Annotated in this window: 20 protein-coding genes; 15 read left to right on the forward strand and 5 right to left on the reverse strand. The window is 55.8% G+C overall.

Going from position 1 to position 20,875, the window contains the following annotated elements:
- From NQT62_RS04985 to NQT62_RS04995, 3 genes are all read left to right on the forward strand, one after another.
- The coding region (locus NQT62_RS04985; protein WP_306173569.1) for a calcium-binding protein at positions 1-984 on the forward strand (984 nt) is incomplete at its 5' end.
- A gap of 197 nt (positions 985-1,181) precedes the next feature.
- On the forward strand, positions 1,182-2,639 hold the full coding sequence (locus tag NQT62_RS04990; RefSeq protein ID WP_256763558.1) for a flavin-containing monooxygenase: 1,458 nt from the start codon (positions 1,182-1,184) through the stop codon (positions 2,637-2,639).
- Between the two features lie 14 nt (positions 2,640-2,653).
- Positions 2,654-3,601: an alpha/beta fold hydrolase gene (locus NQT62_RS04995; protein ID WP_256763559.1), complete on the forward strand. Its 948-nt coding sequence runs from the start codon at positions 2,654-2,656 to the stop codon at positions 3,599-3,601.
- A 7-nt stretch (positions 3,602-3,608) separates the two neighbouring features.
- Here NQT62_RS04995 and NQT62_RS05000 read toward each other — a convergent pair whose 3' ends face one another.
- Together NQT62_RS05000 and NQT62_RS05005 are read right to left on the reverse strand one after the other, a co-directional pair.
- Positions 3,609-4,016 carry a PaaI family thioesterase gene (locus NQT62_RS05000; RefSeq protein ID WP_256763560.1) on the reverse strand — a complete coding sequence of 136 codons (408 nt, stop codon included), beginning with the start codon at positions 4,014-4,016 and terminating at the stop codon, positions 3,609-3,611.
- Positions 4,013-4,474, reverse strand: a complete 462-nt coding sequence (locus NQT62_RS05005) for a PaaI family thioesterase (protein ID WP_256763561.1) — start codon at positions 4,472-4,474, stop codon at positions 4,013-4,015. The genes NQT62_RS05000 and NQT62_RS05005 overlap by 4 nt, the downstream gene beginning before the upstream one ends.
- Before the next feature lie 188 nt (positions 4,475-4,662).
- Here NQT62_RS05005 and NQT62_RS05010 point away from each other — a divergent pair, with 188 nt between their 5' ends.
- Positions 4,663-6,717, forward strand: a complete 2,055-nt coding sequence (locus tag NQT62_RS05010) for a TonB-dependent receptor family protein (protein WP_256763562.1) — start codon at positions 4,663-4,665, stop codon at positions 6,715-6,717.
- Between the two features lie 22 nt (positions 6,718-6,739).
- Here the strand turns inward: NQT62_RS05010 and NQT62_RS05015 are convergent, their stop codons facing one another.
- Together NQT62_RS05015 and NQT62_RS05020 are read right to left on the reverse strand one after the other, a co-directional pair.
- Positions 6,740-8,227: a hypothetical protein gene (locus NQT62_RS05015; RefSeq protein ID WP_256763563.1), complete on the reverse strand. Its 1,488-nt coding sequence runs from the start codon at positions 8,225-8,227 to the stop codon at positions 6,740-6,742.
- 125 nt (positions 8,228-8,352) lie between these two features.
- Positions 8,353-9,696, reverse strand: coding sequence for an MFS transporter (locus NQT62_RS05020; protein ID WP_256763564.1), 1,344 nt, complete (start codon positions 9,694-9,696; stop codon positions 8,353-8,355).
- A 159-nt stretch (positions 9,697-9,855) separates the two neighbouring features.
- Between NQT62_RS05020 and cyoA the strand changes: the two genes are divergently transcribed.
- Genes cyoA through NQT62_RS05060 form a run of 8 tightly spaced genes read left to right on the forward strand, consistent with a single transcriptional unit; the run spans position 9,856 to position 17,348 of the window.
- Positions 9,856-10,950: a ubiquinol oxidase subunit II gene (cyoA, locus tag NQT62_RS05025; protein ID WP_256763566.1), complete on the forward strand. Its 1,095-nt coding sequence runs from the start codon at positions 9,856-9,858 to the stop codon at positions 10,948-10,950.
- On the forward strand, positions 10,931-12,943 hold the full coding sequence (cyoB, locus tag NQT62_RS05030; protein WP_256764409.1) for a cytochrome o ubiquinol oxidase subunit I: 2,013 nt from the start codon (positions 10,931-10,933) through the stop codon (positions 12,941-12,943). Before cyoA ends, cyoB begins: the two co-directional genes overlap by 20 nt.
- Entirely contained in the window at positions 12,936-13,568 is a 633-nt protein-coding gene (gene cyoC, locus NQT62_RS05035; protein WP_256763567.1) for a cytochrome o ubiquinol oxidase subunit III, read from the forward strand. The genes cyoB and cyoC overlap by 8 nt, the downstream gene beginning before the upstream one ends.
- Entirely contained in the window at positions 13,565-13,960 is a 396-nt protein-coding gene (gene cyoD / locus NQT62_RS05040; RefSeq protein WP_256763568.1) for a cytochrome o ubiquinol oxidase subunit IV, read from the forward strand. Before cyoC ends, cyoD begins: the two co-directional genes overlap by 4 nt.
- Positions 13,957-14,751 (forward strand): SURF1 family protein, encoded by a 795-nt coding sequence (locus NQT62_RS05045; protein WP_256763570.1) that lies wholly within the window; start codon positions 13,957-13,959, stop codon positions 14,749-14,751. The genes cyoD and NQT62_RS05045 overlap by 4 nt, the downstream gene beginning before the upstream one ends.
- Positions 14,752-14,765: 14 nt before the next feature.
- Positions 14,766-16,112, forward strand: coding sequence for an ATP-binding protein (locus NQT62_RS05050; protein ID WP_256763571.1), 1,347 nt, complete (start codon positions 14,766-14,768; stop codon positions 16,110-16,112).
- The gene (locus tag NQT62_RS05055) at positions 16,102-16,638 is read left to right on the forward strand and encodes a response regulator transcription factor (protein WP_256763572.1); all 537 of its coding nucleotides are present in this window, start codon (positions 16,102-16,104) and stop codon (positions 16,636-16,638) included. Before NQT62_RS05050 ends, NQT62_RS05055 begins: the two co-directional genes overlap by 11 nt.
- Entirely contained in the window at positions 16,635-17,348 is a 714-nt protein-coding gene (locus NQT62_RS05060) for a VIT1/CCC1 transporter family protein (protein ID WP_256763573.1), read from the forward strand. The genes NQT62_RS05055 and NQT62_RS05060 overlap by 4 nt, the downstream gene beginning before the upstream one ends.
- Positions 17,349-17,361: 13 nt before the next feature.
- Here NQT62_RS05060 and NQT62_RS05065 read toward each other — a convergent pair whose 3' ends face one another.
- Positions 17,362-17,844 (reverse strand): DUF1178 family protein, encoded by a 483-nt coding sequence (locus NQT62_RS05065; protein WP_256763574.1) that lies wholly within the window; start codon positions 17,842-17,844, stop codon positions 17,362-17,364.
- 117 nt (positions 17,845-17,961) lie between these two features.
- On the opposite strand from NQT62_RS05065, the gene NQT62_RS05070 reads away from it, so the two are divergent.
- The 3 genes from NQT62_RS05070 (at position 17,962) to NQT62_RS05080 (ending at position 20,850) form a co-directional block, all read left to right on the forward strand.
- A complete protein-coding gene (locus NQT62_RS05070; protein WP_256763576.1) occupies positions 17,962-18,318 on the forward strand; it encodes a hypothetical protein in 357 nt (118 codons plus the stop codon).
- A gap of 208 nt (positions 18,319-18,526) precedes the next feature.
- Positions 18,527-19,819: a sulfite dehydrogenase gene (gene soxC / locus NQT62_RS05075; protein ID WP_256764410.1), complete on the forward strand. Its 1,293-nt coding sequence runs from the start codon at positions 18,527-18,529 to the stop codon at positions 19,817-19,819.
- Entirely contained in the window at positions 19,816-20,850 is a 1,035-nt protein-coding gene (locus NQT62_RS05080; RefSeq protein WP_256763578.1) for a c-type cytochrome, read from the forward strand. The genes soxC and NQT62_RS05080 overlap by 4 nt, the downstream gene beginning before the upstream one ends.
- The last annotated feature ends 25 nt before the right edge of the window (positions 20,851-20,875 follow it).

Genomic DNA, 20,875 nt, shown 5'->3' on the forward strand with positions numbered 1-20,875 from the left:
GGGTTAGGCAACGACAACTTGCTTGGATCCGCAGGCAACGATTCCCTCTATGGCGATGCAGGAGACGACCGCCTGGAAGGCGGGGCTGGAAATGACTATCTGGACGGCGACCTGGGCAACGATACCTACGTGTTTGGCAAAGGCGATGGGCAAGACACCATGGTCGAGGACTACTACGAGACCAACGCCGCACGCGTGAACACATTGTTGTTCAAGACTGGGGTTCTGCCCACTGAGCTAAACCTGCAGGCTTCAGGTTCAGACCTGGTGATTAAGATCAACGGCACCACAGACCAAATCACCGTCAGGCAGTTTTTTACGCCAGACGAGGCGAACATCCTTTACAACCCACTGCAGCAGATCAAGTTTGCCGATGGCACCACGTGGAGCCGATCCACCATCATCAGCAAACACTTGGCAGGGACAACTGGCGACGACTCACTGCACGGCACACAAGCGGCCGACACCATCAACAGCCAGGCAGGCAATGACTACGTGTATGGTGCCGAAGGCAACGACACCATCCATGGTGGGGATGGTAATGATTATCTGAGTGGAGACGATGGCAATGATTTGCTGACGGGTGGAAATGGCGATGACTCGCTGTATGGGGGGTTGGGCACCGACCGGCTAGACGGTGGTGCTGGAAATGACTATCTGGACGGCGGCACTGGCAACGATACCTATGTTTTTGGGCGTGGGTATGGCCAAGATGTGATTAACCACTACGACTTAACCACAGGCAAGGTGGACGCCATTTCATTCAACAGTGGTGTTGCTCAGGCCGATATCGTGGTTACTCGCTTCTACAGCGACTTGGTGCTGGGAATTAAAGGCACCACCGACACCATTCGTGTGAGCAACCATTTTTCAAGCACAGGAAACAATCCGTACGACATCGATAGAGTTACGTTTGCGGATGGTACCTTTTGGGATCAAACCAAAATTAATTCGCTGGTGGTTGGCAGCAGTACTGTGGTTTGACACCTTTCCCGTTCAATCGCCAAAAGTCAATCCCCCCGCTGAACCGATATCCGTTCAGCGGGCGGTGAATGTTTCATCCCATCGTTTGGAGTACACATTCAGTTTTCTATATTCTAAATTGACTACGTCCATTGTCAGATATACAGTGTTAACCGGATTTCTCTCAGACCATAACAATTCAACGGGACACGAGACACATGGACAAGCATCAGGTGGTCATTATTGGCAGTGGCTTTGGTGGGCAATGCGCAGCCATCAACCTCATCAAACGCGGTATCAGCGATTTTGTGATTCTGGAGCGCCGGGAATTCATGGGTGGTACCTGGTGTCAAAACAGTTACCCGGGTGCCGCCGTCGATGTTCAATCGCCTTTGTATTCCATCTCCCACGAGCCCTATGATTGGTCGCAAATGTTTGCGGAGCAGGCTGAGCTGGAGGAATACACCAACCACGTGATTGAGAAGTACAAACTGCGTGAAAAAACCCGCACCCAAACCAATGTGGTCAAGGTGGAGTGGCAAGAAGAATTGAAATGCTGGCGTATTGAAACCGAGCAGGGTGATGCGGTGTATGCGCAAATCCTGATCAATGCATCGGGCCCTTTGAGCACCCCGGTGATTCCCAATTTCCCAGGGCGTGACACCTTCAAAGGAAAAACATTTCACACCAACAACTGGGACCACAGCTATGACCACCGTGGCAAGCGTGTGGCCATTATTGGCAGTGGTGCCAGTGCGGCACAGGTGATTCCCGCCATTGCTGGCGAGGTGGGCGAGCTGCACATTTTCCAGCGCAGTCCGCATTGGGTATTGCCGCGCCCAGACCGCAGCTTCAAGCCGTGGCAGCGTTCCCTGTTGCGCATCAAACCTGTATACAAGGCGCTGCGCACCGCCATTTATTGGGGGCTGGAAGCCCGGGTGGTGGGCTTTAAATACTCGCAGACTGCGCTCAAGGTGTTTGCGCAAAACCATGCCCTTAAACACATTGAACAGCAGATCGCCGACCCTGAGCTGCGCCGCAAGGTGACACCCGACTTCACCATTGGTTGCAAGCGGATTATCCTGAGCAACACGCTATACCCGGCCTACTGTCGGCCAAACGTCACCCTGCATGACAAAACCGATGGCATTGCCCGTATCACTGAAACTGGTATTGAAACCCAGTCGGGCTCACAGATTGAGCTCGATTTGATTGTGTATTCCACCGGCTATGATGCCACCGATGGCGTGATTTCCTACCCGGTGAAAGGCCGAGATGGAAAGTCCTTGGGCGAAGTGTGGAAGGAGTTTCCACGCGCTTACCTGGGCACCACGGTACCTGGCTTTCCCAACCTGTTCATTGTGACTGGCCCCAACACCGGCATTGGCCACACCTCCGCCATTTTTGTGATCGAGGCGCAGATGAACTACATCATGAAGAGCATTGATGCGCTTCGAAAAAACAACAAGCAAGTGATTGAGGTAAAACCACAGGCCGAGCATGACTACACGCACATGATTCACACTGAGATGGACAAAACCGTGTGGAAGACTGGTGGTTGCAACAGCTGGTACCAAAGCAAGAGCGGCCATGTGATTGCCATGTTTCCAGGCTTTAGCTTCACGTACCGACAGCTGGCGAACAACTTCAAGCCACAGCACCACGTGTTTCAATAATCAGGGTTGTCATCATGAAAAAATGGATTGTTGCTGCACTGGCATTGGCAGGGCTTGCAAGTTGGGGTTTGAATGCCAACCCGGTGGCGGGGCAGTTGTTCATGCAGTACGGTGGGCAGCTGGAAGCCCGTGTGCATGGCTTTGCTGAAAAAACGGTAACGGCCACGGGCATTGCCCACCGACTGTATGAAGGTGGCGATGCCAGCAAGCCCACTGTGGTGCTGCTGCATGGTTACAGTGCTGACAAGGATGTATGGCCCCGTTTTGCTGCGCATCTGGTGAAGGACTACCATGTGGTGATTCCCGACATGGCGGGTCACGGAGAAACTGGCTTTCAGCCTGGCTGGGATTATTCCATCACCGCGCAGGCGTCGCGGGTGGTGGCCTTGATGGATGCCCTGGACGTACAGCAATTCCATGTGGTCGGTAACTCCATGGGCGGGTATATTTCTGCCACCTTGGCAGCCAATTATCCCGACCGTGTGTGGAGTGTGTCGGCACTGGACCCGGCTGGCGTGCAAAGCCCCAAGCCCAGCAAAATGGCACAAATGGTGGCTGGCGGTCGCAACCCCTTTGAAGTGCAGAGTGCAGAGCAGTTCAAGGAGTTCTACGCCATGACCATGGCCAAACCGCCTTATCTGCCACAGTTTGTGCTCAATGGCATGGCCAAAACCTACATGGACCGTCGTGATGAATTGGCCACCATTTTCAAGGCGATTCACCAAATGGATGTGCTGGGCAACCGACTGGGTGACATCAAGGCGCCCATGCTGTTGCTGTGGGGTGCGAAGGATGAGTTGATTGACGTCAGCTCGGTGCCTGTGTGGCAAGCCGGTGTTAAAAACCTGCGCGCGAAAGTTTACGACGACCTGGGCCACATGCCGATGGTGGAAGCGCCGGAAGAGTCTGCACGCGATGTGAAGGTGTTCATCGACTCGGTGCAGACTGCTGCCGCGCGTTGATATGGACTCAATCCAGTAAGAGATGAGCCCGTGCCACCGCCACGGGTTTGTCGGGTGATTCTTGCCATGCAGATACCTGCACATTGGCCACTTGCTTGCCGTGCTTGGTGACCGTGCACACCGCCATCAAGTCCCTAGCAAAGCCAGGCCGCAGGTAATCAATCGAGAAGTCCACTGTTTTTGGAACCGAGTCGGTTTCCCGAATGCAGATCATGTGCATCAGCGCAGCCATTTCCATGAAGCCCCCAATCAGCCCACCATGCAGCGCGGGCAACTGGTCATTGCCAATGTTGTGGGCTTGAAAGGGCAAGTGGAATTCCAGTTGCCCGTCCCGAACGTCAATCTGCATGCCGATGAGCCGCGCATAAGGCGACTGGTCCAGCAATTGTTCCAGTTGATCGCGTTGGTCCATCATGCGGCTTCTCCTTTGGATGGGTGGCGTCGCATGAAGGTACCCACGCTGTAGGCCACAGGCTGCGGGTTGCCTTCCTGGTAAGCGGTGGCCCTGGTGAACGCTATATTGCGGGCCAGTCGATAGCATTCGGCCGTGCAGTAAACATCCAAACCCGGTGTGGCGGGCCGCAGGTAATCAATCCGCAAGTCCAACGTGGGCGTGGCTTCCGGGCTTTCCAGCAACGAGAAAATGGACAGTGCACTGGTGGTGTCGATGAGGGCTGTCATCACGCCGCCGTGCAACACGCCGGTTTTGGAGTTGCCAACCAAGCGGTCCTGATAGGGCAGGCGCAGGGTGGCTTTGCCGCGCTCACCCTGCACAAATTCAAGTTTTAAAATAGTGCAGTGTGGAATGCGGCACAACCATTGGGCAACGCCATCAAACAGCGCCGGGTTATTCACGGGCAGGGGCAGGTTCATGCAGCACAGGGAAATATCGAAACGCCCGAAGTCTAACACCGGCCGCAACATGGCCCAAGGAGCACCCACTCTACTTGTGCGACATCATGTCGCATGGCGTTAGCGGCCGCCAATCCTTAAGCTGTCGCCACGTTACACCCAACCCGTTTTTTTAAATCATGCCGTTGTTACGCCCCTGGATTTTGGTTTTGTCATCAACCACGCTGTGTACAGTCCACGGCCATGCTTTGGCTGAGCATGAGCCCAGTCATCAAATGCCGGACGTGGTGGTCAGTGGGGCCAGCGAGCAACCGCTCCTGTCGACGCAGCCCAGCCGGGCGGAGTTTAAAGTGCGGATTGAGAACACCCCAGGCGGCATTGGCGCGGTGAATCGAGAAGAATTCGAGCAAGGCCGCGTATCCACTTTTGCAGACAGCCTGGGTTATGCCACCGGTGTGTTTATTCAACCACGATTTGGTGCAGACGAAGCCCGTTTGTCCATTCGGGGTTCGGGTGTTCAACGGACCTTCCATGGTCGGGGTGTTTGGCTTACCCAAGATGGCATTCCCGTTAATCTGGCGGACGGGTCGTTTGATTTTCAGGCGATTGAACCTTTGGCGGCTGACCACGTGGCGGTGTACCGCGGTGCCAACGCATTTGGCTTGGGTGTGGCTTCGCTGGGTGGTGCCATCGACTATGTGTCTCAAACAGGTTTGACCGCCCCCAGAGCCGCTGCTCGCATGGAAACGGGTTCTTTCGGTTATTTGCGCTCGGCGGTGCAGGGCGCTTTCAAGGACGTTGCCAGCGACGGGTATTGGATGTTGTCCCAATCCCGTCAAGACGGGTTTCGGGATTTTTCCAAACAAGACAGCGTCAAGCTGGTGGGTAACCTCGGCCGGGTCATCAACCCCGATGTACAAACTCGGTTCTTCATGGCCAGCGCACGCAGCAATTCGCAACTGCCTGGCAATTTGACTTTGGACCAGATTCAACAAAACCCCCAGCAGGCCAATGCCACCAATGCGGCCCTGCGGCAGCGGCGTGATCTGAACCTCGACCGGTTTTCCAACCGCACGCGAATCCGCATCGGTGAAGGTGTGTTGGATGTGAATGGGTATGTCAGCAGCAAAGAGTTGTTTCACCCCATTTTCCAAGTGATTGAACAGAACAACCTCGATTGGGGTGGGCAATTGAAATACGCTTTGCCGCACACCCTGTGGGGCATGCTGGCCGATACCGCCGTTGGCCTTGCCTATGGCCGTGGCGTGACGGACAACACCAACCGCGCCAACAATGGGGGTGTGCCGGCAGGGCCGTTGTTGGACCAAAGCCGCCAACGGGCTGAAAACCAGTCCTTTTTCATTGAAAACCGCCTCGCGTTGCAATCGGACTTGTTGTGGATTACCGCGCTGCAATTTCAACAATCACAACGCCAGTACGACGGCTACAACAGCACCGCCTTGGGCGGCACCGGGCAATTTCTCTCATTTGAGCGGCAATACGGCCAGATCAGCCCACGCGTGGGCATCATCAAAACGCTGGCTGATCAGTCGCAGGTCTATGCCAACCTGTCTCGAAGCTTTGAACCCCCGTCGTTTGGTGAGTTGGGTGTCTCGGGCACCGCAGGTCAATTCACCATCAACAATGCAGCCCAGGACGGTGTTTCCGTGGAGGCGGGTTACCGTGGTGAACAATTGAATTGGGGGTGGGATGTATCGGCTTACTACGCTGAGGTGTACAACGAACTCATGGCCACTGTTATTCCCGGAACCACCATTTCCAGCACGTTCAATGCACCGGAAACCCATCGCCTCGGCCTTGAATTGGGGTTGCGCTACTCGGCTGGTGCTTGGACATTCCGAAACAGCACTCTGTTGAACCACTTCCGTTTTGCGTCGGACCCAGATTTTGGCGATGCACGAATTGCTGGCCTGCCAGCGGCAGCCACGCGCCTGAGCGCCGAGCGGTTGTGGAACAGTGGTTGGCGAACCAGTCTGTCCATGGATGCAGCTGGCCCGACCTGGGTTGACCACAAAAATACGCTGCAGGCTCCTGGTTATGGTGTATTCAACGCACGTGTCAGTGTCCCCCTGGGCCTGGGTGCTCAGCCGTCTGCAGAATGGTTTGTGGATGCCCGCAACTTAGGCGACAAGCGCTATGTGGCCACCACCAGTGTTGTACGTCAATTCAACCCAGCACAGGCAGCCCAGTTTTTACCGGGGGACGGCCGCTCGCTGTACGCCGGGGTGCAGATTCGCTGGTGATACAGGGTCCACCTGCAGCAGTTTAGCCGGGTCGATGCGAACGGCGCACCTTGATCACACCCAACACCGCCAGCAACAACACACAGGCCAGTGCAACACTGCCAGTGGCCCAGTTCTGTAAGCCCCGGCCCAGTGGCTGAACAAAGGCCCATTTGTGTAGCCATGAGAAGCTCCAGCGTTCCGGCCTTTCAAACTGGTGAATCGAGTCGGCTAGCACACCACTTTGCGTGTCGATAAACACGGTGCTGCTCAATGGGGCTTCGAATTCGATTTGCCACACGGGCAGGCGTTTGTTTCTGAAATCATACTCGGGACCAAAACGGGTGATCAGCCGTGCAGAGCGGATGTTGGCCTCGCTTTGTCCCATGTATCGGGTGGCCAATTGGATGGCCAATTGCCTGTCATCCCCGTTCCATGCCTGGCCTGTTTCAGCATTCACGTACAGCGCTGGGCCGGTCACCGGCGCACCATCAAACCGCGCATTGCGAATGGCATCGGGCAGAATTGGAATACCGTCGGCTGTGCTCTCAGGTTTAAGGGCCAATCGATACAGCAGTTCGCCATGGGGTGACTCTACAATCGAAAAACCAGCCAGTTGGAGTCCCCGGGTGGTGTGCGCCCAATCGGCTTGAATATCAAATCGCAATCGGTGAGTCTCAATGGGTGGCGCAGCCACGGTGCGCACTTCCACGTTGCTTGACGAATTCATCAGCAGGTGCAGCGCCCCGCTGAACGCCCAGGCGGCCAGTGGCACAGCCAACCCAAGGCCTACCCAGCGGTGAAGCGCTCGGGGCCAGCCTCGCGGTTTGCGCAGCCGAAGCGTTTTGAAAAAAACCGTCAGCCCGGTACCCGTCATCAGCAAGACAGTGCCCAGCAGCACCACCATGGCCGGCCCTCGAACCCAGGCCAGGGGCTCTGGCATCCAGCTCCAAGTGTGCAGCCACTGAAATGCGGTTTGAAGGCGGCGCTTGGTTGGATCGGTGACCGCAGCCAATGCGTTGGTTCCGGTGTGCACATAAGCCACCAGGCTATTCGCTTCCGGATACTCCAGTTTGTAAACCGGTAACAATCGGTTTACGGCCGGGTATTCGGTACTGAATTCGGTGATGAAGGTGGAGCGGGTCGCCATTCGATCGGCAGGCAGTTTCATGTAGTGCCGCACGATGAACGCAGCTTGCGCAAGGTCCTGTCCAGGAAGCTCTTGGCCCGTGGTCATGTCGAAATAACGCCGGGGTTCCTGGTTGGACTGGGTGACTTGAAGAAGCGGGCGTCCGTCATGGGGAAGCACCTGAATGAGTTGAGCCTGCTGGATGCCCGCTGTTTTCAGAATACCGGCAATCGACCGGGTGTGCTGCAGTTGCAGCGCCGGTGTGGGCGCGTTGAACACCACTTGTTGAATGCCCAGCGCTGTCAGGATGGGATGCAACAAACCGGATAGCCCCCACAGCGTGACGGCGCTGGCAGCCAACCACATGAGGCGGCGGTGCAGGGCGTAAGCGCGGATTGTCATGGTTCAGGCGTTGAAAATGCGAAGCCTGTATTCTCGCTGTTCAGCGTCTGGTTTGGCAGGGCATCTCACTGCACCGTGTGCGGCATAAAGTCGCAGGTTGTGCAGTGAAATGTATTCAAGAATGCTCAGTCCCGAATTTCCAGTGCCCGGTTCAAGCTGAGCGCCGCCAGTGAGCCCAAGGCGCCTGACAACAAATACAGGCTTACATATTCCAGGCCGAAATGGGCAGACAAGCCCAAGGCGATCAGCGGCGCAAATGCCGCGCCCACCAGCCAGGCCAGGTCAGACGTGAGTGCTGCACCGGTGTAGCGGAATTTCTGTTTGAAGTTGGCGGTTACCGCACCCGCAGCCTGGCCATACGACAAGCCCAACAACAGGAAACCCACCAGAATAAAAATGGTTTGGCCGGAATCGCCCCCATTCATCAGCATGGGAACGAAGCCACTGAAAATAGCAATCAACACGGCCAAGGTGCCCAGGGTATTGCGGCGACCAAAGCGGTCGGCGATCAGGCCCGATGTGAATACACCGAAGGCTGCCATGGCACCCCCCAGCATTTGCACAGCCAGGAATTCATCAACCGAGCGCTGGGAGTACAGGGAAATCCACGACAAGGGAAAAACGGTGACCACGTGGAAGAGGGCATAACTGGCCAGGGCAGCCAGTGCACCCACCAGAATGTTGTAGCCCTGTGAGCTGACCATTTCCGAGGTGCTCACCGGTTGCAAAGCCTGCTCTTCCAGCATGCGGGAATATTCATTGGTGGCCACCAGGCGAAGGCGCGAAAACAAAGCCACCACGTTGATGGCAAAGGCTACATAGAAGGGATAGCGCCAGCCCCAGGTCAGGAAATCGTCCTGAGACAGGTTGTGCAACAGGTAAGCAAACACACCAGCCGCAATGATGAAGCCGACCGGAGCACCCAATTGACCAATCATGGCGTACCAACCCCGCTTGTTTTCCGGGGCACTCAAGGCCAGCAGCGAAGGCAAGCCATCCCAGGAACCACCCAAGGCGATGCCTTGTCCAATGCGCAGCAAGGCCAGCAGGATGACAGCGGTAAATCCAATGCGTTCGTAGATGGGTAAAAATGCAATGCCTGCGGTGGATATGCCCATCATGAAGAGCGCAATCGTCAGTTTGACTTCGCGGCCAAATTGACGCTGCACCCGCATCATGAGCACCGTGCCCAATGGGCGGGCCAGGAATGCAAACGAGAAAATGACGAAGGAATACAGCGTGCCGGTCAGCTTGTCTTCAAACGGGAAAAACACCGATGGGAATACCAGCACCGACGCAATGGCGTAAACGAAAAAATCGAAGTATTCGGAGGCCCGGCCAATCACCACGCCAATGGCGATGTCACCCGGGTCTACATGGCTGCTGCCGTGGTGGTGTGCCGAGATGTTGTTGGCCTGGGGGGTTGGTTTTGCCTGAAGTTGGCTGCTGTCCACGGTTTGCCCGCTCATGTTTAGAATCACTCCTCGCATCGTTCTTTGCTTGATTTTTTGTGGATTTTCAATGGTTTATTTCTTGTTGTTACGGGGTGGGACAAAATGTCCAATCCCCACCGCCAACCCACGGTACTAAAGTAGCACACATTCACATTCTGGCATTGGTGTATTCGAATGATTTCGCTACGCAAACTAAGCTCCTCCATCGGGCCGCGCATCAAGCATCGCGCGGGTCTGATCGCGCTGCTGCCGGCGATGCTCCTCACAGGGTGCAAAACGGTGGTGATGAACCCCTCAGGCGATGTGGCCGCGCAGCAGGCCGACCTGATTTTGGTCTCCACAGCCTTGATGCTGCTGATCATCGTTCCGGTCATTGTGCTGACCTTGTTTTTTGCCTGGAAATACCGCCAAAGCAACACAGCCGCTGAATACGATCCTGAATGGGACCATTCCACCAAACTGGAACTGGTGATCTGGGGTGCGCCGCTGCTGATCATCATTGTGTTGGGTCTTGTTACCTGGGTCAGCACCCACAAACTGGACCCGTATCGCCCCCTGGAGCGCATTGATGCATCACGCCCTTTGGCTGCAGACCACAAGCCCCTGGAAATCCAGGTGGTGGCGATGGACTGGAAATGGTTGTTTATCTATCCCGAACAGGGCATTGCCACGGTGAATGAACTGGTCACGCCGGTTGATCGGCCGGTTCGCTTCAAGATCACGGCCTCGACTGTGATGAATTCCTTTTTCATTCCTGCATTGGCTGGGCAAATTTACGCCATGCCCAGCATGGAGACCACGCTGAACGCCGTGATCAACAAGCCCGGTGAATATGAAGGCTTTTCGGCCAACTACAGCGGCGCCGGTTTTTCTCACATGCGCTTTAAGTACTACGGCATGAATGACGCTGATTTCGACCAATGGGTGGCCAACACGCGCAAAGCCAGCAAAACCCTGGATCGAGCGCTGTACACCGAACTGGAAAAGCCCAGCGTCAAAGACCCTGTTCAAAAGTTTGGCACAGTGTCCAAAGACCTGTTCCACGCCATTGTGAACCGCTGCGTGGCTGAAGGTTCTGTGTGCATGGACGCCCAAATGATGGCTGACAGCCTGCGCAATGGCACGGCATTGAAAGCTGAGGAACTGGCCATTCTGATCAACAAGGCGATGTGCACAGTCACACCGAATGGCGTGAACGCCAGCAACAAGCCCCTCCCGATTATCCAATCTTCGAAGAACGACGACCATGATGATTCACTATCCAACTGAGCCCAATTTGCTGTTCGGGCGACTGAGTCTGGACGTACTGCCGTTCCTGCATGACCCCATCGTGGGTGCAACCTTCGCGATGGTGATGCTGGGCGGACTGGCGACCATGGCATTGGTGACCAAGTACCGCCTGTGGGGCGTGCTGTGGCGGGACTGGTTTACCAGCATTGACCACAAAAAAATCGGAATCATGTACGTGATTCTGGGTTTGGTCATGTTGCTGCGCGGTTTTGCCGACGCTGTCATGATGCGGATGCAGCAGGCCATTGCCTTCAATGGAAACGAAGGCTTTTTGCCACCACACCACTACGACCAAATTTTCACGGCCCACGGTGTGATCATGATTTTCTTTGTGGCCATGCCTTTGGTCACCGGCTTCATGAACTATGTGGTGCCCCTGCAAATTGGCGCACGCGACGTGGCGTTCCCGTTCCTGAACAACTTCAGCTTCTGGATGACCACCATGGGCGCAGCGCTTATCATGGCCTCGCTGTTTGTGGGTGAATTCGCAACCACAGGCTGGTTGGCCTATCCACCGCTGTCTGGCATTTTGGCCAGCCCAGGGGTTGGCGTGGACTACTACATTTGGGCTTTGCAAATTGCGGGTGTGGGTACATTGCTGTCCGGGGTCAACCTGGTGGTGACCATTGTGAAAATGCGCGCACCCGGCATGACGTTGATGAAAATGCCCGTATTCACCTGGACCGCGCTGTGCACCAACGTGCTGATTGTGGCCGCTTTCCCTGTGTTGACTGCTGTGCTGGCCATGTTGGGTCTGGACCGTGTGTTCGGTACCAATTTTTTCACGAACGACCTTGGCGGCAACGCCATGATGTATGTGAACCTGATCTGGATTTGGGGTCACCCCGAGGTGTACATCCTGGTGCTGCCCGTGTTCGGCATCTTCTCCGAGGTGGTGGCCACATTCAGCCGCAAGCGTTTGTTCGGTTACACCTCCATGGTGTACGCGACTGTGGTGATTACCATCCTGTCCTACCTGGTGTGGTTGCACCACTTCTTCACCATGGGCAGTGGCGCCAGCGTGAACTCGTTCTTCGGGATCACCACCATGATCATCTCCATCCCCACGGGTGCGAAGATTTTCAACTGGCTGTTCACCATGTACAAGGGCCGCATCAAGTTCGAGTTGCCCATGATGTGGACCATCGCCTTCATGGTGACCTTTGTAATTGGTGGCATGACCGGTGTGCTGCTGGCGGTACCGCCTGCTGACTTCGTGTTGCACAACAGCCTGTTCCTGATTGCGCACTTCCACAACGTGATCATTGGCGGTGTGCTGTTTGGTCTGTTTGCCGGTATCAACTACTGGTTCCCGAAAGCTTTTGGCTTCAAGCTCGATGTCTTCTGGGGCAAAGTGTCCTTCTGGTGCTGGGTCATTGGTTTCTACCTCGCCTTCATGCCGCTGTATGTGTTGGGCCTGATGGGCGTGACCCGCCGCATGAGCCAGTTCAGTGACCCCAGCTTGCAGATCTGGTTCCAGATTGCTGCATTGGGTGCCGCGCTGGTTGCTCTGGGTATTGCTGCCATGCTGGTGCAGTTTGGCGTCAGCATCTGGAAGCGCAAGGAGCTGCGTGACGTGACCGGCGATCCCTGGGATGGTCGTACGTTGGAGTGGGCCACATCCAGCCCACCTCCCGCATACAACTTTGCGTTCACCCCCAAGGTGTATGACAACGATGCCTGGACCGACATGAAAGCCAATGGCTACAAGCGCCCCCTGACCGGCTTCGTTGACATCCACATGCCCAAGAACACGGGTGCAGGTTTCATCATCTCCGCCATCAGTGCGGTGGTGGGTTTTGCCCTGATCTGGCACATGTGGCTGGTGGCGGGTGTGAGCTTTGTGGCCATGGTGGCTGCAACCATCATTCACACCTTCAATTACAAGCGTGATTACTACATCCCGGCCAGCGACGTGGTTCGCACCGAGGACGCACACACTCAATTTCTGATGGAGGCCAAGCATGTCTAATGCTGCCGTGCTGGACGCCCAAGCGTCCAACGATGTCAGTTCACGGTATTACGTGAAGGAGCATCACCCCCAGAACGGCTCGCTGTTGGGCTTCTGGATTTACCTGATGAGCGACTGTCTGATTTTCGCTTGTCTGTTTGCAACCTATGCTGTGCTGGGCCGCAATTATGCGGGTGGCCCCACCGGCGCCGAGTTGTTTGACCTGAAACTCGTGGCCATCAACACAGGTTTCCTCCTGTTGTCATCCATCACCTATGGCTTTGCGATGATTGCCTCGCAAGCCAAAAACAAAAGCGGCACGCTGGTTTGGTTGGCCATCACCGGTGTGTTCGGTGCCGCGTTTCTGGGTTTGGAAATTTATGAGTTTCTGCACCTGATCCATGAAGGTGCCGGCCCTCAACGCAGTGGTTTCCTGACCTCGTTTTTTGCACTGGTGGGCACCCACGGCCTGCACGTATTCTTTGGCACCATTTGGTTGTTGGTGTTGATGGTGCAGGTGGGCAAGCATGGCTTGATTCCTGAAAACAAGCGCCGCCTGATGTGTCTGTCGATGTTCTGGCACTTCCTGGACGTGATCTGGATTGGTGTTTTCACCTTTGTTTACCTGATGGGAGTGTTGCCATGAGCGATCACCACACACACGACCATGGTCACCACGATGACCATGACGACCACGCACACGGCACGGTCAAAAGCTACACCGTTGGCTTTGTGCTGTCAGTCATTCTCACCGCCATTCCATTTTGGCTGGTCATGAACAAAGCGATTCCAAGCTCCACCACCATGGGCTTGGTGCTGATGGCTTTTGCAGTGGTGCAAATTCTGGTTCACATGGTGTACTTCCTGCACATGAACACCCGCAGTGAAGGGGGATGGAATATGTTGGCGCTGATCTTTACCCTGGTGCTGCTGGTGATCACATTGGCCGGTTCTATTTGGGTGATGCACCACATGAACACCAACATGATGCCCGGCATGAACCACGAGATGCTGGACAAAATCAAGCAGCTGCCATGATCGGCGGACGGCAACGTCTCAACTTCAAAAAGGCTGCGCTCGCACTGGGCGCGGCCTTTTTGTTTTTCGTGTTTGCAGCTTTGGGCACTTGGCAGGTGGAGCGTCGACAGTGGAAGCTTGACCTGATTGAGCGCGTTGAAAGCCGGGCCTATGGCACGCCAGTGGATGCACCAGGCCCAGCACAATGGGGCGAGATCACGGCGCAGAGCCATGAGTACCTGAGGGTGCATGTTGCAGGTCAATGGGATGTCGCTCACACCATGCGCGTTCGGGCTGCATCCCCTTATGGCCAGGGCTTTTGGCTCATGACACCCCTGCAAACGGCTGAGGGCTATCGCGTTTGGATCAACCGGGGTTTTGTGCCGGAAAACTGGACCGATCCCCTGCCGGCAGAAAATCCAGCTGAGGCTCACGTGGTGGGCTTGCTTCGATTGCCCGAGCCGCATGGCGGATTTTTAAGGCCCAATCGCCCTGACACAGGGCAGTGGTATTCGCGGGATGTTGCCGCGTTCAATCAACAGCTGCAGTTGACCAAGGCCTCACCTTATTTTGTGGATGCTCAGCAAGCACCAAGCCCCGAATACCGAATTGACGCGGTGGTACGTGCCCACAGGGCACAAGATGACACGGGCGAACAGCGGCTGAGCATTGATCCCGCCAAGTTACCTTTGACGGGTTTGACTGTGCTCGTGTTTCGCAATAATCACCTGCAATACGCCATCACTTGGTATGCTTTGGCCTGCATGGTGGCCGGTGTCAGCATTTGGCTTGCACGTCGCCGCCCAGACTGAACCCGCGGTACCCCATGGCCAGCCACACCGACATTGTCAGCAAACGCACCCCACTGGATGACGCCAGCCTCGAGCATGGCGTGCTGAGCCAGACCGGGCACAAAAACATGCTGCACCTCATTCATCTGCGGTGGCTGGCGGTGTTGGGTCAAATTGCCACCATTTTGGTGGCCACCCTGGTGCTGGGCATTCATTTGCCCATGGCCAAAATGATCACCGTGCTGGTGGTTTTGATTGCATTCAATGCCGGTAGCCATCTGCGTTGGCATGATGAAACCACGGTCACCAACCAGGCCCTGTTTTTGGCTTTGATGGTGGATGTGGCAACCCTCACAGCGCTGTTGTATTTCAGCGGTGGCACCAACAACCCGTTTGCATTCCTGTTTCTGTTGCAGGTGACGTTGAGTGCCGTGTTGCTCAAAGCCAGCAGTGCCTGGCTGTTCATGCTCATCACCACCTATTGTCTGGCATTTTTGTCGGTCTTTCACGAGCCCCTGGAGTTGCCGCCAACCAGCGCCCACCTGATGCCGAGCCTCTATTTACAGGGTTTGCTGGTGTGTTTCATCTTGATTGCTGCACTGCTGGTGTTTTTCATTACCCGCATCAGCAGCAACCTGCGTGCCGGTGATGCCTACCTGGCCAACATTCGCCAGCGCGCAGTCGAGGAGGAGCACATTGTTCGCATGGGGCTTCTGGCCTCGGGCGCAGCCCATGAGCTTGGCACACCGTTGGCGACGATGGCTGTTATTCTGAATGACTGGAAACACATGCCCCTGTTTCGTGATGATCCGGATTTGCAGGCAGACCTGGAGGATTTACAAACCCAGTTGATCCGGTGCAAGGGCATCGTGAGCGGCATTCTGATGTCTGCTGGTGAAACCCGAGGCGAATCCTCGCGCCGAACCACCCTCAAGGTTTTTGTTGATGAGGTGATTGAGCAGTGGAAGCAGGCCCAACCCACCATCGAGTTTCAGTTGGTCAACCGAATTGAGCAAAATACCCCTGTGGTTTTTGAGTCTGCCTTGAAGCAAACCATGTTCAATCTGTTGGACAACGCAGCTGAAGTGTCACCGCAGTGGGTGTGTTTGGAGGCGGATTGCCAGGATGAACAATTGGTTCTCACCGTATCCGACCAAGGCCCTGGCTTTCTGCCTGAAATACTGGACAATATCGGTAAACCCTACAACAGCAGCAAAGGGCGGCCCGGCGGCGGCCTGGGGCTGTTTTTGGCAGTCAATGTGGTCCGTACCTTGGGCGGCACGCTGACAGCCAGTAACAGGGTGGCAGGGGGTGCCCAAGTGCGCATTCAACTGCCCATGAAGTCGATTGAGTTGTCTGTGGAGAAGTTGGATGTCCGGTGATCGACTGTTGTTGATTGTGGAAGACGATGCATCGTTTGGCCGTGTGTTGAGTCGCTCGTTCGAGCGTCGAGGTTACACGGTGCTGCACGCCGCCAATTTTGACGAGATGCAAGATTTCCTCAAACAGCACAACCCCACCCACGCCGTGGTGGACATGAAGCTGGATGGCAAGGCATCCGGCCTGACCTGCGTACAGGCCTTGCATGAGCACGATCCAGAGATGTTGATTGTGGTGTTGACAGGTTTCGCCAGTATCAACACCGCTGTGGAAGCCATTAAACTGGGTGCGTGCCAATACTTGGCCAAGCCATCGAATACCGACGACATCGAAGCCGCATTCAACCACGTGGCGGGTACCGAAGAACCCGAGTTGACCAACCGACCGACATCCCTGAAGAACCTGGAATGGGAGCGTATTCACGAGGTATTGGTGGAAACCGATTTCAATATTTCAGAAACCGCCCGGCGTTTGGGCATGCATCGACGAACGCTGGCCCGCAAACTTGAAAAGCAGCGTGTCAAATGAGCCCCCATTACAACCATGAACACCTGATTCATCGCATCGGCTGGCTGCGTGCTGCCACTTTGGGCGCCAATGACGGCATTATTTCCATCTCCAGCCTTCTGGTGGGCATGGCCAGCAGCGGTGCGCAATGGTCTGTGGTCATGACCAGCGGCGTGGCTGGCCTGGTGGCAGGCGCCGCGTCCATGGCCGCGGGCGAATGGGTGTCCGTCATGTCGCAGTCGGATGCTGAAGAGGCTGAACTGGCGCTGGAAATCAAACACATCGAAAACAACCCTCAGCAAGAGTTGATGGAGTTGCAGAAAATTTATGAAGGTCGAGGCTTGAAACCCGACCTTGCTCGCCAGGTTGCAGTGGCGCTCACGGAGCATGATGTGGTGGAAAGCCACGCACGCGATGAATTGGGCATCACCGAGCACAGCAAAGCCAAACCAGCCCAAGCGGCCTTGGCGTCGGCGCTTACATTCCTCAGTGGTGGTGTGGTGCCCTTGCTGCTGATGTGGCTTACCCAGACTTTGCAGTTCGATTTGACAACAACCTTGTGGGCCATGGGGTTGGGCAGTGTGTTTACGCTGTTTGTCACAGGTGCGTTGGTGGCCAGGGCGTCCAATGCCCATGTGTGGCGCAGCGCATTCCGGGTGGCCATTTGGGGCACCTTCTCGATGGCCGCCAGTGCACTGTTGGGTAGAGCACTGGGTGTGCACATGGCTTAGAGGCTGTACGGCCTCAGTTCAGATCATCTTCCAAGGGCAAGTGGGGCAGGGCAATGATGTCGATGCCCTCATCCCGCAGTTCTTCAAATTCTTCTGGGCTGGCCTGTCCGCGAATGGCGCGAATTGGTGCTTCTTCATAGTGAATTTTGCGGGCTTCTTCTGCAAACCGGTCACCCACGTCTTCCGAATGCCGAATCAACGCCTGAATGGCCTGCTTGGCCATGACAAATGCCGTGGCCACATCCACCGTGTTGGCCTTCCCATCGACCACAGGAGCCGATGTGGGGGGGGCGGCTTCCGTGCTGGAGGCCTCGGCTGATGCGCGTGCCTGGCCAATATTGATGCGAGAGGGCACCTTTCGTATGGCCGCTGTGCCGCATTCCGGGCAGGTCAGCAATTGTTGTTCGCGTTGGCTGTCGAAGTCGTCGGCTGAACGAAACCAGCCTTCAAAGCGGTGTGCGTACTCGCACTCCAGGTCGTAAATGATTGTGGCCACTGCAATTGAATGAATCGATGAATTCCAGTATTTTACAGTGGAATGGTTTGCCTACACGGGTCTGTCAAAGTTCTCTAGACTTCCGTGCACTCAATTAAAGCCCCCAAGAGGTTTTGTATGCCCCGCAAAAAGTCCCTGGAACCGCACCTGCGTGGCCTTGTTGACTTGGTTTCAGCCACGCTCGACGAAGGCACCCGCCAGGTTGAGAGCGTGCATCGCCGCATCGCGGACATTCCTTTCTCGGTGTTGAAAAAAATCCGCCCCATTGCACCGATATCGTCGGCAGTGCACATGGTGGAAAAAAAGATCACCCACTCAGCCTATGACACGGTGCGGCTGGTGGCCAAAGTGGGCGCACAGGCTGTTCACAATGTGCTGCCAACCGACCCTGCAAGCCAGGGCATTGCCAAGCCTGAGTACAAGCTCGATCACGACGCCATTCTGCGCGACAAGAAAAAGCCCCGAAAACCTTGATAACCCCCTTGAAAGCAGGGGTTGGGTAAATCCATTCACTGAAACGAAGCATCGAGTAGTGGCATTATTCTAATAATGAGCATATGCTCATATAAAGAAAGAATTCGACACGCAGGAGATCTTCGTGACAGACAATATTCCGGCCAACGTGGCATTGGGGCGGGTGCAGCGGGCACCCGAATATTTCATTTCCCGTTCCGATGTGGCGATGGTCAATCGATCCAGTGAGATCGATCGCCGGCAATTTTTCCGTCAGGCATTTGCTCTGGCCTGCGCAGCGGCTTTGGTACCCACCCTGGCTCAAGCTCAAGCTCAAGCGGTGGGCGAGGGCGACCCCGTCATTCTTCAGTTGCCAGAACACAGCAAAGGCTTGGGACAGTCGGTGGCTGCACATCCGTATGGGCAACCATCCAAATACGAGTCCAATTTGCAACGCCGCCAGTCACCGGGTTTGACGCGGGTGGGTGCGGCATCGGTGTCGTTTTCGCCTTTGCAGGGCCTGTTTGGCATGATTACCCCCTCTGGTTTGCACTTTGAACGCCACCACCAAGGCTGGTGGGACATCGATCCCACCCAGCACCGGTTGATGATCAACGGCCTGGTGAGCCGCCCCATGGTGTTTACGATGGACGAACTGATGCGCATGGAATCGGTCTCCCGCATGCATTTCATTGAGTGCGGCGCCAATTCGGGCATGGAATGGGGCAATGTGGCGGTGCCCACGGTGCAGTACACGCATGGCATGCTGTCCTGCTCGGAGTTCACCGGTGTACCACTGATTAAAGTGCTGGAGTATTGCGGCGTTGACCTGAAAAAGGGTCGCTTCATTTTGGCCGAGGGTGCCGATGGTTCTTCCATGACGCGGACCATTCCCATGGAGATGGTCGAGTCTGGTGAGGTGTTGCTGGCCTACGGGCAAAACGGGGAGATGCTGCGCCCGGAAAATGGCTATCCACTCCGCCTGGTTGTGCCCGGTGTTCAGGGTGTGAGTTGGGTGAAATACCTTCGCCGAATTGAGGTGGGGGATCAACCGTACGGCACCAAAGACGAGTCGGTCCATTACGTGGATTTGATGCCGGATGGTCAACACCGCCAATACACGTCCATTCAGGAATGCAAATCCGTCATCACCACACCGTCGGGTGGTCAGAAGTTGTTAAACACTGGGTTCTATAACATCACGGGCCTTGCATGGTCAGGGCGCGGTGCCATCAAAGCGGTGGATGTGTCGGTGGATGGTGGACGCAACTGGAAGCCTGCGCGACTGGAAGAGCCCGTGCTTAGCAAGTGTTTGACCCGTTTCAGTCTGCCTTGGGTGTGGAGCGGACAGGAGGCCATTCTGCAAAGCAGGGCTGTGGACAGCACGGGCTATGTGCAACCCAGCTATCAAACCTTGCGTGGCGTGCGTGGCAGTAAAAGCGTGTACCACAACAACGCCATTCAGAGCTGGCAGGTGTTGGCCTCGGGCGAGGTGAACAACGTGCAGGTGAAGGCATCATGATGAATGCGAGGCGATGGATTGGGTGTGCATGGGTGGTCGCTGGATGTTGCACGATTGTGCAGGCATGGGCTTTTGAGGGTTTGGGCCGCGTTGCGACCCCAGCCGAAATCAAAGCGTGGGACATTGATGTACGCCCAGACTTCAAAGGCATTCCCAAGGGAAGGGGCAGCGTACAACAAGGGCAGTTGGTGTGGGATGCACAGTGTGCGTCGTGTCACGGCGCTTTTGGTGAAAGCAATGAGGTGTTTACGCCGATCGTGGGTGGCACCACGGATGCCGATATTCAATCAGGCCATGTGGCCGCCTTGCGCACCGGTGCCGTGCCTCAGCGCACCACCCTGATGAAGGTGCCCACCGTCTCGACCTTGTGGGATTACGTCAACCGCGCCATGCCGTGGAATGCGCCCAAATCATTGAGTGCCAACGAGGTGTATGCCGTGACGGCGTATATTTTGAATTTGGGGGGTATCGTGCCCGACGATTTTGAGTTGAACCAGGACAACATGGCAGCCGTGCAGAACAAAATGCCCAACCGCCATGGCATGACCCAGCAACACGGCCTGTGGCAGGTTTCGGGAAAACCCGATGTGAAAGAGCGGCGGTGCATGTCAAACTGCGTGAGGTCTGTTGTTGTCAGCTCCAGCATTCCAGATTACGCTGCCGATGCGCACGGCAATCTGATGGATCAGAACCGGGTCATCGGCCCTGTGCGGGGGCAGCAAACATCCACGGCGCTGGCGCCAAAGCTTGCAGTCAGCCACGTGTCTGCTGGCGAAGCGCTGTTCAATGCGCAAGGTTGTACCGCATGCCATGCGGTGGGCCAAGCGGGCTTGGGGCCTGCCATGGTGGCTGTGGCTGGCAAGTACAAAGACCGCAGTGACGCGCATGCTTATCTGGTTTCCAAAATTCGGCAAGGTGGAACGGGCCAGTGGGGCAATGTGCCGATGCCGGCGCAGTCGCAGCTAAGTGAACATGAGTTGAATACATTGGCGAGTTGGGTGAGTCAGGATTTGGTCAAACTGAACAAATAGCCGCGAAGAACAAACCGTTTTTTAG

The organism is Limnobacter humi (assembly GCF_024518835.1).
Lineage (GTDB): Bacteria > Pseudomonadota > Gammaproteobacteria > Burkholderiales > Burkholderiaceae_B > Limnobacter > Limnobacter humi.